Origin of the sequence: Vibrio aestuarianus, assembly GCF_028858425.1 — a bacterium.
In the GTDB taxonomy this organism is placed as follows: domain Bacteria; phylum Pseudomonadota; class Gammaproteobacteria; order Enterobacterales; family Vibrionaceae; genus Vibrio; species Vibrio aestuarianus.
Genome location: NZ_JAKNYQ010000001.1, coordinates 1,375,272 through 1,391,046 on the forward strand (window position 1 = coordinate 1,375,272; position 15,775 = coordinate 1,391,046).

Here is a 15,775-nt window from a genome sequence, read left to right on the forward strand (position 1 = left end):
AGGTACACACAGCGTTTATCACATGACAGCTTGTCGTGATATTTTTAAAAATATCTATAACAACTTTAGCTGAATATTTTCAATTGGATAGATATTTCATTTTGATGGAGTATCGATATGTGGCATTCATCAGTCAATGTACTGTGGATGTTTGATAAGGGGTATAGTAATGCGGAAATGGCCAATTAAAGCAATGGGCCATAACGCTATTGGCGCTATGGCGAGTTTTGGAGATGGAAGCTAAGTCGTACTAAACACCAGCACGTTTTAACAAACCAGCCATCAGGGGCGAGCTTGAACGAACTTGCTTTGATTTATTCTGTAACGTTTTGGCCAGCGTCAGGTTATTAATGCTTTTGGCAATGTAGGCCATTGAATGGTAGAAATCCCCCGCAGATTTCATTTTGCTTGCATCATTAAGTGGAGCAAGTAACTGAACCATTGCAGTTCCGCTCATTGACTGCTGCGTTGCATATTCTTGTACTGCATCTAACAGAAGGTCTAGATCGGCCATCGATTCAGCACTTTCAACACCTTGTTTTTTCATCTCTTTGCGGTTGCGTTTACGCATCTGCTTGATGACAAAAGCCGGTTTATTCAGTCTTTTGAAACCGAAATAGCCAAGTAGAATCGCTAATACGACACCGCCAGCGACGTAACCCCAAATAGAGCCAGAAGATTCAACGACAGGTTGCAGGGTTTCAACCGTATATTCAACGGTGGTTGGTACATCAGACATCTTTTTTATCCTTAGAATGCAGCTTCAAAGTGAAAGCGTATATTTAATCTGGCAGAAGAAAACCCGCATTGCGGTGAATCAAAGAACCGTTAAAAGTGGAGTTCTGCCTTACTTTTTCTTTCTTGGGGCGTAGGGTCAATAAAGCAAGGTTATTTTAGGGATAATTAAGGCGTTTATTGATAATTGTGATATTGGGTCACGCAAATAGCGCTGTTGTTCCAGCAAGCACGAGCTAAAGAGGCAATATAAAGATTGAAATGCATGTTTGTCATGAGGTTTAATGTTACAGTAACATTCGGTTGGAATAAATAATAACAATGAATAGTAAACAACGTAAAACTAGACCCACGCTGCAAGATATTGCTGACCGTGTTGGTGTCACCAAAATGACCGTCTCGCGTTTTCTGCGTGATCCAAATTCTGTCGCTTTTGCTACCCAAGCGAAAATTGCGGCAGTGATCGAAGAGTTAGGTTATATACAAAACCGAGCGCCAGCGATGTTGTCCAAGTCATCCAGTAAGGCGATTGGCATTCTTTTACCTTCCCTTTCAAACCAAGTATTCGCCAATTTGGTTCAAGGTATCGAGTATGTAACCAAAGCTCGAGGCTATGATACTTTGATTGCTCACTTCGGTTATAGCGTGCAAGAAGAAGAGGAAAAAATTGCCTCGTTGTTGTCGTATCAAGTTGATGGACTGATTTTAACCGAGACTCATCATAGCGAAAGAACATTACAAATGCTTAAGGCTGCGGGAGTACCTGTGGTGGAAACAATGGAGCTGCCAACGGAGCCAATCGATATGGCGGTAGGGCTTGATCATGAGCAAGCGGCATTTCATGTAGTGAGCAACATGGTGCAAAGTGGCAAACGCAACATTGCTTATTTTGGTGCGCGGCTAGATACCCGTACACAGCTTCGTATGACCGGTTATGACCGAGCCATGATCAACGCCGGATTAAAGCCGAAGCATATTCTGACCGAAGAGCATTCGAGTTTTACATTGGGGGGAGAGCTTTTGGACCAGGCGCTTCAAGAAATACCAGATCTCAATGGTGTGTTTTGTACCAATGATGATATTGCGATTGGTGCCATGATGAAGTGTGCATATAAAGGGCTGAAAGTGCCTCAAGATATTTCGATAGTGGGGTACAACGCTTTGGATATTGGTCAAGCGATATCACCGAAGTTAACCAGTGTGGAAACCCCACGCTTTGAGATTGGCAAAAAAAGTGCAGAGCTGTTACTGGCAGTGTTAGCGGGTGAGACCCTAGAACAACGCGTGTTTGACTTAGGGTTTAGTGTGACTAATGGTGAGAGCCTATAGCGAATCATATTTTCGTATCATTGAGCATTAAAGTGGCTAACCATGCCACTTTAATGCTTTACGTGACTATGGGAATAAGAAAGAAGCGCCTTGGTCGGCGGCAGAAACATTGTCTCGACACACTTTAAACAGATCGCGCCCCCAAGTTTGTTGTGTAAACTCAGTATCACAGGTGGCGCTATCGCGGCCTTCGGTTGGTGTTAAGTTTTCTAATCGGCCTGTCACCGCATCGACGCGGATCCTATCTCCCTCTTCAATAAGCGCAATTGCACCGCCTCTTAATGCTTCAGGTGAGACGTGAATAGCCGCAGGAATTTTACCAGAAGCGCCGGACAAACGCCCATCGGTCACTAACGCAACCTGATAGCCTGCTTTTTGTAAGTTGCCCAAAATTGGCATTAACTTATGCAGCTCAGGCATGCCATTGGCCGCTGGCCCATTGAAGCGGACCACAACCACGCAATCTTGATTGAGCTCGCCGTGTTGATACGCCTGCTCAACCTGATGTTGGCAAGCAAACACTTTGGCGGGCGCTTCAACAATGCGATGTTGCTCAGCCACGGCTGAGACTTTCATCACCGCTTGACCAATATTGCCAGACAATACTTTTATGCCTCCAGTACGTTGGAATGCCTGGTTTGGCAGGGCAATTACGCCTGGTTTTTTGCTCGCGTTATTAAACTGCCATTCAATGCTTTCACCCACTAATATTGGTGATTTCAATTGGTCGATGAATTCACCAAATACGGGTTTGACATCGCAGTGCAATAACTGTTCTTGGTGCAAGCGGGTCATTAACATTGGTACGCCGCCAGCTTGCTCAAAGTCATTTATATCAGCTGAACCATTTGGGTACACATTGACAAGCAGTGGTATCACTTCCGATAAATCACTAATATCTTGCCAAGTCAGGATAATACCAGCAGCACGAGCTACAGCGAGCAAGTGAATGGTATGGTTTGTACTTCCGCCAGAGGAGAGCAGTGCAACGAGACCATTGACGATACTCTTTTCTGTGATCACATCCATTAGTGGCCGGAAGTAGGCAGAGCCTGGAGTCATTGCCGCAAGACGTATTGCAGCATGTTTCGTTAATGCGTGGCGCAGTTTGGAATTCGGTGCAACAAATGCAGAACCTGCGAGCATTAAGCCCATCGCTTCGAACACCAACTGATTTGTATTGGCCGTGCCGTAGAACGTACAGGTTCCCGGAGAGTGGTAAGAAGCACATTCCATATTGAGTAGGGCTGTATTGTCAACCAGTCCCGCTGCGTGTTTTTGACGAATATCGACTTTTTCATCGTTAGTGAGACCTGTCGACATTGGACCGGCAGGAATAAAAGCAGTCGGCAGATGAGCAAATGAAAGGGCTCCCATCAGTTGGCCGGGAGCAATTTTATCGCAGATACCAAGTAACAATGTGCCATCGAACATATTATGGCTCAGTGAAAATGCAGTCGATTGAGCAATCAAATCACGAGAGAATAAAGACATATCCATTCCTGCTTGACCTTGCGTTACGCCGTCGCACATTGCCGGAACGCCGCCTGCAACTTGAGCTGTATGACCAAGCGGTGCAAGAGCTTGTTTAATTTGGTCGGGATAATCTTTGTACACTTGATGTGCACTGAGCATATCGTTGTAGGCGCTGATGATGGCTAAATTTGAGCGCGTTAAATCAAGAATATTGGCTTTCTCTTGTGAGCAAGAGGCTGCGACAGCGTGAGCTAAATTCCCGCAAGATAATGAGGCTTTACCTTTACCATTGTCAGCCTGCTGTTTAGCTCTTTCTAGAAATTGGTGGCGTATAGTGCGGCTGCGTTCGGTAATTCGCTCAGTGACGGCGGCTATAGTTGTATGGAGTTGGTCGCTCATGCGGACACCTTGGTTTCATTGCGTGTATTTAACTGCCTTAATGCTTGTAGGGCGCGTTCGACAACCTGATCAATATTCGTATCGATATCAATTACCGCTACGCGATCTTCATCATCTGGTCGCTCTAAGGTGTTGAACTGGCTTTCTACCATATTGGCTTTCATGAAATGACCTTGGCGTGCTTGCATACGTTGCATGATCAAATCAAAGCTACCATCCAGAAAAAGAAACGTTACGTTTTGGTTGCCTTCACGAATTTGGTCGCGGTAGGTTTTTTTCAGAGCAGAGCATACGATAATGCCTTGTTCATTTTTACTTTCTAAGCTGAAGGCCGCATCACGAATACGCTCTAACCAAGGTTTGCGATCGTCATCATTTAACGGTTCTCCGCCTGCCATTTTGATAATGTTGGCCTTCGGGTGAAGGTCGTCACCGTCGATAAATTTGGCACCTAATTTTTGCGCAAGTTTCTCGCCTACAGTGCTTTTTCCGCAGGCGCATACGCCCATTACGATAATGCTACTACCAGTCATTCTGACTCCTTGAGTGGTATTCTGAGCTGGATCTCATTTTTTAAAATCACTTGAAAATATGACTTTATCTTATCGATGTTATCGGTAACATGTTACCCGTAACTTGAAGATTTGTGAACTGAAACACAAACAAAACCTACGAGATAGAAAGGTAAATAACATGGAACTGATGACCCAAAGTAGCGATCCTACTTACTTATTAACGATAGCTTTATGTGCTATTGCTGCCCTACTAATATTAATTATGAAGCTGAAAGTACATGCGTTTGCTTCATTGACACTAGTCAGCTTAGGTACGGCTATTGCGACTGGTGTTTCTGCTGAAAAAGTAGTTCCGACCATGATGTCTGGCTTTGGTGGAACGTTAGCCTCGGTGGCGTTATTGGTTGGCTTAGGTGCGATGATTGGCAAAATTTTAGAAGTAACTGGCGGGGCAAAAGTATTGGCAGATACTTTAATTGGCCGATTTGGTGAAGATAAAGCACCACTTGCGCTTGGTGTTGCTTCCTTGCTATTTGGTTTCCCGATCTTTTTTGACGCTGGTTTGATTGTGATGATGCCGATCATCTTTAGTATCGCCAAACGTTTTGGTGGTTCACCGCTTAAATATGCATTACCTTCGGCGGGTGCGTTTGCTGTTATGCATGCCTTTGTTCCACCACATCCAGGGCCTGTCGCAGCTTCTGACTTACTTGGTGCTGATCTTGGTTTATTGCTGCTTGTTGGTATCTTGGTTGCCATTCCTACTTGGTATTTTGGTGCATACTTATTTGGTTTGTATGCGGGTAAGAAATTTGATATCCCCCTGTCTAAAGCCTTTTTCAATACTGACCAAATTATAGATGAAAACAAACTGCCAAAATTCACCACAGTATTAGCTATCTTGGTTATGCCTGTACTGCTCATCTTTATGGATACTGGTTTAAATACGTTGTCTGTTGCAGGTGTTATTGATGGTAAAACACCATTGGTCGAGTTTTTACGTATGCTTGGTAAAACACCAGTAGCCCTGCTGATTACACTATTAACGTGCTTGTTTGTGTTTGCTAAAGATTTTGGAATGAGTAAGCTTGAGAAGCTGTGCAGTGATTCGTTAGCGCCTATTTGTGCAGTTATTTTAGTGACCGGTGCGGGCGGTATGTTTGGTGGGGTATTGCGCGCTAGTGGGATTGGTCAAGCATTGGCTGACGTGTTATCCGATACTGGTATGCCAATCATTGTTGCGGCTTTTGTTATTTCAACTTGTTTACGTGTAGCACAAGGTTCAGCAACCGTTGCATTGACAACTACCGCTGCCTTGATTGCGCCGATAGTGGCACAAACTACAGGTTTGAGTGAGCTTGACCTTTGCTTTATCGTGATTGCGATTGCTGGTGGGGCAACGGTCCTATCACACTTCAATGATTCGGGTTTCTGGCTTGTTTCTCGCTTGATGGAAATGGATGAGAAAACCACACTTAAAACTTGGACGGTGATGGAAACACTGCTTGGTAGTATTGCGTTTGTGATTGTCGCTGTCCTAAGCTTCTTATTATAAAGAGCTTCTCAATATAAGGTTATGAAATGAAAACTCTTGAACAACGATTGAAAGAAATCAAAATCGTCCCTGTGATTGCGATTAATGATGCCAGCCAAGCGATACCTTTAGCAAAGGTGTTGGTTGAAAATGGGTTGCCATGTGCGGAAGTCACTTTTAGAACAGAAGCGGCTGTAGAATCGATTCGTTTGATGCGTGAAGCCTACCCGGAAATGCTGATTGGCGCAGGTACAGTGCTGACTACGGCGCAGGTTGACCAAGCGATTGAAGCGGGCGTTGATTTTGTGGTGAGCCCCGGTTTTAACCCAACCACTGTGAGATATTGTCAACAGCGCAACATAGCGATAGTTCCAGGAGTGAACAACCCGAGTTTGGTTGAACAAGCGATGGAAATGGGTTTGTGCACATTAAAATTTTTCCCAGCAGAGCCTTCGGGTGGCGTGGCAATGCTCAAAGCGTTGACAGCCGTTTATCCAGTGAACTTTATGCCCACAGGTGGCGTTAGCCCAAGTAACGTTCAAGACTATTTGTCGATTAAATCGGTTGTGGCTTGTGGCGGTACGTGGATGGTTCCAACCGATCTAATGGATCAAGGTAATTGGCAGGGCATTGCTGAACTGGTAAAAGCACTGTAAGACAGTACAAAAACGAAACGGCTTGCTTTGGTAAGCCGTTCTTTTGCCTAAATTTGATATACCGAACAACTTGAAGTTACAGCTGTGTTGGCTACGTTCTCTCACCCTAAGCACATCGTTTCTCTAGGCTCATCGGGATGAACTCACTGGCCGCCTACCTGCAACTTTAAGTTGTTTGGATATAATAAAAATTTAACTGACCTAACGTGCGATAAAAATTGCCGTTACAATCGCCTTCATCATCATTCAATAAGCTTAATTATGTATTCCAATCGGCGAGCTGAACTTATTCTAGTTGTGACCACATTGCTGGCCGCCGCTGGATGGGTCTTTTCCAAACAAGCAATCCAGGGGTTGCCACCTTTTGGCTTTATTGGGGTGCGCTTTCTTTTAGCGTCGCTGTGCCTACTGCCATTTTGTATTAAAGCGCTGCGCCAAGCCTCACTGCACGATTGTTTAAAATCGATGAGTGTGGGTGTGTTATTAGGTGGCTCGATTTTTTGCTGGATCCACGCGATTTCGATTAGCGACACGCTAGGAGAGGGCGCATTCATCATGAGCCTCTCTATGCTGTTTGTTCCGTTATTAGCATGGCCGCTGTTTGGCACTAAACCGGCGCGCGCATTTTGGTTGTCACTACCCATTGCACTGATTGGGCTTTTTTTACTGTCGTGGAACGGGGAGTGGGTTGTTGCGACCAGCCAGTTGTGGTTTATGGCTGCGGCCTTTAGCTTGGCATTGCATTTTAACTTTAACAGTCGTTTTTCGGCTAATCTGCCGCCGATGTTGCTCACTACATTACAACTGTTTGTTGGCGGCTGCCTTGGGGTATTACTCTCTTTACTGTTTGAGTCATGGCCAGATCAAATAAGTTTGATGACATGGAAGTGGCTTGCTTTGAGCGTATTACTGGCCACCAGTTTGCGGTATTTGATGCAAACCGTAGGTCAAAAGCACGCCAACCCCACCAATGCGGCGATATTAATGCTGCTTGAGCCAATCTGGACACTGGTTCTGAGCGTGCTGATTTATGATGAATCGATGCCAGCGAATAAGATTTTCGGCTGCGGCTTGCTGCTCTGTTCACTTCTTTTCTATCGAATGGGCCATTTTCGTCATCGTTAAAAGAGCCAAAGCGTGAAGCGAAATTAAGTTGCTAGAGAGCTCTAAGAAGCATTGAGTTCTTTTATCTTTTAAGGAAGAAAACAGACATTGCGCACGTTGATAACGTAGGGCCATCACGTTTTATTAATCGTTTTTGGACAAGCTGTTTTAGCAAACTGCATCTGTTATCGTAAATGGCATACTTCAAACGATCACCAAACTGATTACCTCCCCCTGAAAGGGGGAGGTACAGAACAGTTGTCAGCTTCTCCTCTAGAGCATAATTGGACAGAAATCATTTAAAGTCATTACCTAATTTAGTGAAATGCAAATAACTTTATGTATTGAAAACTCGTTTAACTCAGTGCCCAAAATTTAAGGTGCGGATCATAGTCGAACAAAGCGTTGATGTTGATTTTGACGCAACATATGGTATACTGTCTGGCCGTTTGAGGGAGTAGCTATTTTGCGTTGTGAAAACGTAGAAGGTTGCATCAACATATTTGACAACACGTCATGGTGTAACCAGTAGTACGTTTTAGTACTTACCAAGCGAGACTCGAATAACTTACACACTTTTGCGAGGGCTGGTGTGGAGTTATTCGTGTTGTAATAGCCCTCTTAAGATTCTTATATGACTGCTTTACCTCTACCACTCCTGGCGCTATCCGTAGGCTTTTTCGCCTTGTCATTTAGTGCAGACCGACTAATTTCTGTGTCTGCAACCTATGCTAAACATTGTAATGTTTCCCTGATCTTTATCGGGATGACCGTCGTCGCATTTGGCACATCTGCGCCAGAGTTGCTTGTCTCTGCCGTCGCGGCTGTTAATCATGCCGATGAATTAGCTCTTGGTAATGGTATTGGGTCAAACATCATTAATATTGGTATTGTGCTTTCAATTTGCGTTCTGATTGCCCCAATTCGAGCACACCGACGTTTCTTAAAAAGAGAGTTTCCGATACTAGCCGTTTCAATGGTGCTGTGTATAACTTTGATGTCGAAAGGTAAACTCGGTGTTATTGATGGCCTAATATTAGCGTTAGGATTATTGGTATACTGCTTTTATCTCGCAAAATCAGTTCAACAAGGTCAGACAGAACATGATGAATTCGAGTTTTTGCCGGTAACAAAAAGGCGTGCTGGCTGGGAGAGTTGGGGCATGCTGGTGTTGCTATTGGCCTCATCACGGTTGATGGTGTGGGGAGCAGTGAAACTGGCTCAAGCTGCGGGTTTGAGTGAACTTACTATTGGGCTAACAATCATCGCCTTTGGTACTAGCTTACCGGAACTGGCGGCAGCAATAGCTGGGGTGCGTCGAGGCATGTATGATATTGTCTTTGCCACTGTGATCGGATCAAATATCTTTAATTTATTGGGTGTGATCGCACTGCCTGCATTGCTGGGTGATGACGTCTCAATTCCCGAGCAAGTACTAACTCGAGATATCCCTTTCATGGCGCTGTCCACATTAGTGTTGGGTGGTATGTTCGCCATATCCTATTTTAGGGTGAGCTTATCTAAGGAGCAAACTACGGACTATCATATTCATCGTGTCGGTGGTGGTATTTTGTTACTCATCTTTTGTGTCTATTTGATTAAAGTTTCAGATGACTTTCTATAAACACGAGCTAAAACACAAAATAAACTCATCGATTCCATGTGGCTGGTATTTTTAAACAAAACATCGCATGAGGGAGGAATTGGCACAACTGTTAAAGCGATATGTTTTTAACGTCAAGTCCTTATATCTTGCTGCTCATTTCGCTGGCGTTAGAAAAAGTAAGTCAAATAAGGCTAAGGTGAATTTAGTCATTAGCAAACTGAAACACCGAATGGGACAAAATTGAGTTTCATGGAATCGTAGATTTGTACTCCATGAATTACCTCAGACATGGAAAACTTTGACAGGCAAAAGGCAATGTATGGTTCGCCCCTTACGGTCAACCTTTTTATTCAATAATCTCTATTCGTGAAACTAGCTTGCGTCAATGTATTCGGGTTCAGTTTGGCTTTCTTCTTTCACCAAGACCACTATGAAAATGCGCACATCGCCATCCTATCAAGACCGACAACGTCATTGCGTTTAAGCCTTTTTCAGGTTCTCAGCGATGTCGCATAAGCTGTTGTTTCATAAAATCGAGCTAATACTAAAGTTATGCTTGGAAGCGAGGTTCTTTGACCATCACTGCCCAAACAATTCGTGCTAGTTTATTCGCCATCGCGACACAAACAACGTTCGCTGCCTTTGTTGATTGAAGTTTTTTCAACCAAGATGACCACCTTAGAGAGCTTTCGCTATGCCATTGAATTATGGAGCGTGCTCCATGTATAAGGCAACGTCGTAAATGGCTATCACCACGCTTGCTTATGCCAAGCAAAGTATCCTTTCCACCCGTGCTATATTGTCTTGGCACTAGCCCTATCCAGGCCGCGAGCTCTCGACCATTTTTAAATTGCTTACCATCTCCAACTTTAGCTATAAGTAATGCCGTCGTAATAAGACCAACGCCATGTATTTCCATTAGTTTTTCCGCCAAAGGCTCTGGTTTAAGCAATTCAGTTAAACGAGTTTCCACTTGCTTTATTTGCTGTTGTAAGGCTTTGTATTCATCATAAAGTCGAGAAATGATCTCTCTTAAACCATCAGGAATCGGGGCTTCACTATCTTCAAGTAATAAAGGAATTTCACTAAGAGACCTCTTTCCTTTTGAACGAGAAACACCGAATTCCAGAAAAAACGCATGTATTTTGTTAGAGACCGCTGTTTTCTCAACGACGTAACTTTCTCTGACACGACACCACGCACTAATAATCTGTTGTTGCTCTGTTTTGAGTGTAATGAAGCGCATTTGTGGTCGACAAACGGCTTCACATATCGCATCAGCATCGATGAAATCATTCTTATTCGATTTTACATACGGTTTGACGAACTGAGCTGGAATCAACTTAACTTCATGCCCATACTCCTTGCATTTTCGGCCTAGCCAATGAGCACCAGCACAACCTTCCATGGCAATTAAACATGGAGGTAGGTTAGCGATAAATTCCAATAGTTTTTGGCGAGAGTACTTAGCTTTTTTTACCTGCTTCTCATTTTCGTCACGGCCAATAACATGAAATGAACGTTTGCCGATATCGATACCTAGAGTTGCTATAGTAGTCATAATGGTTTGCCTCTTTCGGGTTGATTCTCATCTTTACCTTAGTCGGTGCCGATGAGGCGAACCATTTCATTAGACCTGTCCTGCTATTTGATAAAGAATCAATGCGTGGGTTCATATCAACGCTATTTGGATCGAGAAGGGCAGTTCAAGCAGAAAAATCAGGCAGGGGATACGGCTCCTGCCTGAGGGCGGTACAGCTTAGAAGTGGTAAGCGACGGTTGCGCCAACGAGCCATTGGTTTGCGCTTTCTACGATTGGTGAATTGGCGACATCAGAGCCTAAACAGGTGTAAGCACTGGTTTGGGTGATTTCCCAACGGTCATTAATTGGGTAAACCAGTTTGTAACCTAGGTTATAAGAGAAGTCGCCACCTGCATGGTAAGCTTTACGCTGTGCGGTCGCTTCTTTGTCTTTCACACCGAAATAGTAGTTGTTGTAATCCGAACTCTGGTAACTAATGCCCGCAAAAGCTACCAAATCAACATCACCTAACTCAATGATATGGAAGTAGTTAATACCAGTTTTATAGCCTTTTTTTTCGTTGAGAATATCGTGTTGGAAGTAGGTCGATACGCTACCGTTACCCAGCGCGATATCAGCATTTAAACCCAGATCAATCGTGGCTTTACGCTTATCCATTCCTTTAACGCTATTTGCCGAATCTTGGTCATAAGTAACGCCGTTGCCCGTCAGGTAGGTACCTAGATTAACCACATCCCCTGTGTTACCAAAGAAGCGGTAGTTAATACCGGTGAGGTCTGCATTCAAATCTTCACCGTGGTAGCCAAAGTTCAGCAAAGCACCGTAAGATTTGTCTTGATCCTTGAGTAGGTCAGTGCTGCCAAAAGCGCCCACTTCCGCAACCCATTGACCTTCGTGGGTATAGATATTGCCGTTACGAATGTACGTTTGGGCAGCCAAAGTGTTGCCCGCGATGAGCTATGCTGTAATAAATAGTGCGATCTTTTTCATTATGTACTTCCATTTAAGGGCTTATGTTTGGGTGTGAACACTGTACAAAATCGATAGAGAGGGTAATATCAATAGCTTGTATGGTTATGTCTGACTTTTGTCAAAGCGGCTTATTCTTGCCCTACTCGTTGCAGTGGTTGACTGCATTCGTTTATCCGAATCACATAGCCTGTCTATGCTCATAGAGATGAAATTACTTACCAGCTGCCTGTAACTCAAAGTAGTATAAAAAGCCGTTGTTTGGGCAACGGCTTTTATGGGATTATTCGCTGAATTTTTTAAAAATAATCGAAGTGTTGATGCCACCAAAAGCAAAGTTATTGCTCATTAGGTATTGCACATCCAGCTCACGCCCGGTGCCTGTAATGTAATCAAGATCACCACATTGTGGGTCGATGTTATCTAGGTTAAGGGTAGGATTAAACCAACCGCTTTTCATCATTTCTAAACCTAACCAAGCTTCAACCGCGCCACATGCGCCCAATGTGTGACCAAAATAACTTTTCAACGAGCTGATCGGCACTTTACCCAACGCGTTTGCGGTGGCGTGACTTTCGGCTATGTCACCCCGGTCGGTCGCCGTGCCGTGGGCAGAAACATAGTCAATTTTATCTGCATTTAAATTGGCATCACGCAGCGCCATCTCCATGCAGATTTGCATGGTGTCCATTTGTGGTTGAGTGACATGGGCGGCATCGCAGTTGCTGGCAAAACCGATGATTTCTGCGTGAATGATGGCACCGCGCGCGATGGCGTGTTCATACTCTTCAAGCACTAAAGTTCCTGCGCCTTCACCAATCACTAAACCATCACGCTGAGTATCATACGGGCGTGGGGTGGTTTTGGGCTGGTCGTTTTTGAGGCTAGTGGCAAATAAGGTATCAAATACGGCCGATTCGGTAGGGCAGAGCTCTTCACCACCGCCCGCCACCATTACGGTTTGGTAGCCATGCTTGATCGCTTCGTACGCGTAACCGATGGCTTGGCTACCAGACGTGCAGGCGCTACTGGTTGGAATGACGCGGCCTTTGAGCCCGAAAAATAGACCTACGTTCACCGCTGCAGTGTGAGGCATCATCTGCACATAAGTGGTGGCGGTAATGGCTCGAGTGGTTTTTTCGTTGAGCATGACACCAAACGCACCGATGGCATCGGTGCTGCCTGTTGATGAACCATAAGCAATACCGGTTTGGCCGTTAGTCAGCACTTCATGACCAATTAAGCCCGCTTGCAGCAGCGCATTTTCGGTGGCAACGGTCGCTAGTTGTGACACGCGGCCCATACCTCGGACTTGTTTACGTTTGTAGTGGCTAGGCAGTGTAAAGCCCATTATTGGCGCGGCGAGTTTAGTGTTTAAACCCTCATACTGCTCATAGGAGGGCATATATTGAGTGGCATTTTCACAAGCTCTGAGTTTTGGCTCAATACTGGCCCAGTCATTACCAAAAGCAGTCACGCCGGACATGCCTGTAACTACAACGCGACGGATCATACTAAGCCTCCATTAATCGAGATAACTTGGCGAGTAACATAAGCGGCAATATCAGACATTAAATAGCTCACAAGGCCTGCGACTTCTTCGGGTTCACCCATACGGCGTAAAGGAACTTGTGGCAGTGCGTGCTCTTTGACGTGCTCATCCACCATGCCTGTATCGATTAAACCCGGAGCAACGCAGTTGACGGTGATTTTGCGCTTAGCCAGTTCAAGCGCGAGCGATTTGGTCGCGCCAATTACGCCAGCTTTGGCGGCGCTGTAATTGGTTTGACCACGGTTGCCCGTGATGCCCGACACTGACGCTAAAGTCACAATGCGCCCACCTTTGCGTTTTTGCACCATTGGCATCACACAAGGGTGGAGAACGTTATAAAAGCTGTCTAAATTGGTGTGAATTACACCATCCCATTCTTGCTCTGTCATGGCGGGAAACGCCGTGTCACGAGTAATGCCCGCGTTATTGACCACGCCGTAATAAGCGCCATGCAGAGCAATATCGGCTTCTAATACTTCGCGGCACTGAGCTCGGTTGCTGATGTCAAATTGAATCAATCGGCCTGAACCACCGTTTTGCTCGATGGTCGCTAGTGTTTGCAGGGCACCTTGTTGGTCGCCCATGTAATGGACAGCAATGGCAAAACCATCTTTGGCGAGCGCAATCGCAATCGCTTTGCCAATACCTTTACTCGCACCAGTCACTAATACGTGTCGGGTCATGCTTGACTCCTTATTTTCATCTCTTCTAATTTTTGTTCTGATGGCACATACACATTTAATTGGCATTCGGCCAAAAGCTGGTGTTGGTGCTCTATTCTTGCGCTAAACACAGCCATACCATTGTCTTGCATTAGCTGTTCAGCATAGATATCGAGCGTTTGCCCTTTCAGGAATGCATCGCACAGCGCGCGATAACGGCGACTGCCGAGCAGAAAGCCAATCGGTGGTTGAATGCTTTGGATAAGTGAGTGATACCCAGACCACGCGGCAATGGCTTGTGCCATAAACTCGATACCGACATAGGCCGGTATGCTTTGTGTCGTTGGGTCAAAAAACAGGTGGTGCGATTCAATATCCACTTGGCAGTGAATAGATTCGCTCTGTACCTCAAGCGCGCGGTCGATCAAAATCATCGGCGCTTGATGAGGCAGCAGTTGATCAATTGCAGGAAGCTTTGTCATTAACGTAACCAAAAATGAGGCTAATATTGTTGCCACCAAAAGCAAAGGAGTTGCTCAAAATGGCCTTATTTTCTAAATATTGGGTGGTTTCCACCAGCGTAATATCGATGTCTGGCGCTTTGTTAGCACAGCGTTGAATGGGCAAAGGCAATTGGTATTGCAGTATATGCCAAGCAATGGCGGCTTCGGTTGCACTGGCCGCGCCGAGCGTATGTCCAGTGAGTGGTTTGGTTGAACTCACCGCAACGTGCTGGCCAAAAACGCGAAAAATCGCTTTACTTTCCATGCTGTCATTGAGCGGCGTTGCGGTGCCGTGAGCGTTGATATAACCGATATCACTGGCGGTTAATTTGGCATCTTGCAGCGCGTTACGCATTGCCTGTTCTGCACCGTTTCCATCTGGGTGGGGTGCAGAAATATGGTGAGCATCGGAGCTGTCGCCTGCACCCAATAGCGCAATGGCGTGAGTGTGTTGTTGAGACGGCATTTTACCCAGCAGCATAAAAGCGGCAGATTCACCAATGTTGATGCCATCGCGCTGTGCATCAAACGGTTTACATAAATGTTGAGACAGCGCCTCTAAACCGTTAAAACCATTGAGTGTTAAGCGGCACAAAGTATCGGCACCACCGACAATCACCGCATCAACCAGCCCTGCATTAAGCATTCTTTTTGCGGTGATAAAGACGCGGCCACTGGACGAACAGGCGGTCGAAATGGCGTAGCAGGGGCCGCTTATTGAAAAATAGCGCGCGATAAAATCACTGCAATTGCCTAATTCCTGTTTGTAGTAGTGGTAGCCGCTTGGGAATTTGCCCTGCTCTAACTTGTGGGTGAGTGCGATTTCGCCATCAGCAATGCCGGACGTGCTCGTGCCAACCACCACTGCAATGCGATCTGCGCCATAGGTGGCAATCGCGTGGCGGACGCTCGGTTCGATCTGTTGTAGTGCAGAAAGAGCAAGTTGGTTGTTGCGCGTATTGAACGCACTTAGATGCGCAGGGATTTCTGGTAGTGGCTCACTCACTCGGCCTACGATGGTTGTGGTGCCAGTATTGAGTGACGAGCAGTCAGCCACCATGTTGTCACAATAGCCCTGCGCTAAACTTTGGTGAATGTGCGACGAGTCACTCCCCATCGCGCAGTGAAAACCGCAGTCTTGGACATAAATAGGAGAGCGAGAATCAATAAGAGAAGTCGTGGATGAGTTCAT

At 45.4% G+C, this 15,775-nt stretch carries 14 protein-coding genes; 5 read left to right on the top strand and 9 right to left on the bottom strand.

All coding sequences use genetic code 11. From position 1 onward, the window contains the following. Positions 1–250: 250 nt before the first annotated feature. Positions 251–739: a hypothetical protein gene (locus MCT08_RS06540; protein WP_053309248.1), complete on the bottom strand. Its 489-nt coding sequence runs from the start codon at positions 737–739 to the stop codon at positions 251–253. Positions 740–1,056: 317 nt separating this feature from the next. Here MCT08_RS06540 and MCT08_RS06545 point away from each other — a divergent pair, with 317 nt between their 5' ends. Continuing rightward, positions 1,057–2,064: a substrate-binding domain-containing protein gene (locus tag MCT08_RS06545; RefSeq protein WP_053309249.1), complete on the top strand. Its 1,008-nt coding sequence runs from the start codon at positions 1,057–1,059 to the stop codon at positions 2,062–2,064. Positions 2,065–2,130: 66 nt separating this feature from the next. Here the strand turns inward: MCT08_RS06545 and edd are convergent, their stop codons facing one another. Then, on the bottom strand, positions 2,131–3,939 hold the full coding sequence (gene edd, locus MCT08_RS06550; protein WP_274678080.1) for a phosphogluconate dehydratase: 1,809 nt from the start codon (positions 3,937–3,939) through the stop codon (positions 2,131–2,133). Continuing rightward, on the bottom strand, positions 3,936–4,472 hold the full coding sequence (locus MCT08_RS06555; protein ID WP_172532667.1) for a gluconokinase: 537 nt from the start codon (positions 4,470–4,472) through the stop codon (positions 3,936–3,938). The genes edd and MCT08_RS06555 overlap by 4 nt, the downstream gene beginning before the upstream one ends. Positions 4,473–4,632: 160 nt before the next feature. On the opposite strand from MCT08_RS06555, the gene MCT08_RS06560 reads away from it, so the two are divergent. The 4 genes from MCT08_RS06560 to MCT08_RS06575 all read left to right on the top strand — a co-directional run bounded on the left by MCT08_RS06560 (position 4,633) and on the right by MCT08_RS06575 (position 9,372). Next, positions 4,633–6,009 carry a GntP family permease gene (locus MCT08_RS06560; RefSeq protein ID WP_274678081.1) on the top strand — a complete coding sequence of 459 codons (1,377 nt, stop codon included), beginning with the start codon at positions 4,633–4,635 and terminating at the stop codon, positions 6,007–6,009. A 26-nt stretch (positions 6,010–6,035) separates the two neighbouring features. Then, complete coding sequence (locus tag MCT08_RS06565; RefSeq protein WP_274675249.1) at positions 6,036–6,644, top strand: bifunctional 4-hydroxy-2-oxoglutarate aldolase/2-dehydro-3-deoxy-phosphogluconate aldolase; 609 nt, start codon at positions 6,036–6,038, stop codon at positions 6,642–6,644. A gap of 261 nt (positions 6,645–6,905) precedes the next feature. Then, entirely contained in the window at positions 6,906–7,769 is an 864-nt protein-coding gene (locus MCT08_RS06570; RefSeq protein ID WP_274678082.1) for a DMT family transporter, read from the top strand. A 613-nt stretch (positions 7,770–8,382) separates the two neighbouring features. Further along, the gene (locus tag MCT08_RS06575) at positions 8,383–9,372 is read left to right on the top strand and encodes a calcium/sodium antiporter (RefSeq protein WP_071233017.1); all 990 of its coding nucleotides are present in this window, start codon (positions 8,383–8,385) and stop codon (positions 9,370–9,372) included. Positions 9,373–9,904: 532 nt separating this feature from the next. Here the strand turns inward: MCT08_RS06575 and MCT08_RS06580 are convergent. The 6 genes from MCT08_RS06580 to MCT08_RS06605 all read right to left on the bottom strand — a co-directional run bounded on the left by MCT08_RS06580 (position 9,905) and on the right by MCT08_RS06605 (position 15,775). Beyond that, positions 9,905–10,915 (bottom strand): IS110 family RNA-guided transposase, encoded by a 1,011-nt coding sequence (locus MCT08_RS06580; protein WP_274678083.1) that lies wholly within the window; start codon positions 10,913–10,915, stop codon positions 9,905–9,907. A 198-nt stretch (positions 10,916–11,113) separates the two neighbouring features. Continuing rightward, positions 11,114–11,851 (bottom strand): MipA/OmpV family protein, encoded by a 738-nt coding sequence (locus MCT08_RS06585; RefSeq protein ID WP_274678655.1) that lies wholly within the window; start codon positions 11,849–11,851, stop codon positions 11,114–11,116. 298 nt (positions 11,852–12,149) lie between these two features. Continuing rightward, entirely contained in the window at positions 12,150–13,379 is a 1,230-nt protein-coding gene (locus MCT08_RS06590; protein WP_274678084.1) for a beta-ketoacyl-ACP synthase, read from the bottom strand. Continuing rightward, the gene (locus MCT08_RS06595; protein WP_274678085.1) at positions 13,376–14,101 is read right to left on the bottom strand and encodes a 3-ketoacyl-ACP reductase FabG2; all 726 of its coding nucleotides are present in this window, start codon (positions 14,099–14,101) and stop codon (positions 13,376–13,378) included. Before MCT08_RS06595 ends, MCT08_RS06590 begins: the two co-directional genes overlap by 4 nt. After that, positions 14,098–14,562: a hotdog family protein gene (locus MCT08_RS06600; RefSeq protein ID WP_172533106.1), complete on the bottom strand. Its 465-nt coding sequence runs from the start codon at positions 14,560–14,562 to the stop codon at positions 14,098–14,100. Before MCT08_RS06600 ends, MCT08_RS06595 begins: the two co-directional genes overlap by 4 nt. Further along, a complete protein-coding gene (locus MCT08_RS06605) occupies positions 14,540–15,775 on the bottom strand; it encodes a beta-ketoacyl-[acyl-carrier-protein] synthase family protein (protein WP_274673204.1) in 1,236 nt (411 codons plus the stop codon). The genes MCT08_RS06600 and MCT08_RS06605 overlap by 23 nt, the downstream gene beginning before the upstream one ends.

Bases quoted from the DNA above. Each gene is read 5' to 3' on its own strand.
- MCT08_RS06545 (WP_053309249.1), top strand. From the start codon at position 1,057: ATGAATAGTAAACAACGTAAAACTAGACCCACGCTGCAAGATATTGCT.
- MCT08_RS06560 (WP_274678081.1), top strand. From the start codon at position 4,633: ATGGAACTGATGACCCAAAGTAGCGATCCTACTTACTTATTAACGATA.
- MCT08_RS06605 (WP_274673204.1), bottom strand. From the start codon at position 15,775: ATGAACTCATCCACGACTTCTCTTATTGATTCTCGCTCTCCTATTTAT.
- edd (WP_274678080.1), bottom strand. From the start codon at position 3,939: ATGAGCGACCAACTCCATACAACTATAGCCGCCGTCACTGAGCGAATT.
- MCT08_RS06555 (WP_172532667.1), bottom strand. From the start codon at position 4,472: ATGACTGGTAGTAGCATTATCGTAATGGGCGTATGCGCCTGCGGAAAA.
- MCT08_RS06595 (WP_274678085.1), bottom strand. From the start codon at position 14,101: ATGACCCGACACGTATTAGTGACTGGTGCGAGTAAAGGTATTGGCAAA.
- MCT08_RS06600 (WP_172533106.1), bottom strand. From the start codon at position 14,562: ATGACAAAGCTTCCTGCAATTGATCAACTGCTGCCTCATCAAGCGCCG.
- MCT08_RS06590 (WP_274678084.1), bottom strand. From the start codon at position 13,379: ATGATCCGTCGCGTTGTAGTTACAGGCATGTCCGGCGTGACTGCTTTT.
- MCT08_RS06565 (WP_274675249.1), top strand. From the start codon at position 6,036: ATGAAAACTCTTGAACAACGATTGAAAGAAATCAAAATCGTCCCTGTG.
- MCT08_RS06570 (WP_274678082.1), top strand. From the start codon at position 6,906: ATGTATTCCAATCGGCGAGCTGAACTTATTCTAGTTGTGACCACATTG.
- MCT08_RS06580 (WP_274678083.1), bottom strand. From the start codon at position 10,915: ATGACTACTATAGCAACTCTAGGTATCGATATCGGCAAACGTTCATTT.
- MCT08_RS06575 (WP_071233017.1), top strand. From the start codon at position 8,383: ATGACTGCTTTACCTCTACCACTCCTGGCGCTATCCGTAGGCTTTTTC.
- MCT08_RS06540 (WP_053309248.1), bottom strand. From the start codon at position 739: ATGTCTGATGTACCAACCACCGTTGAATATACGGTTGAAACCCTGCAA.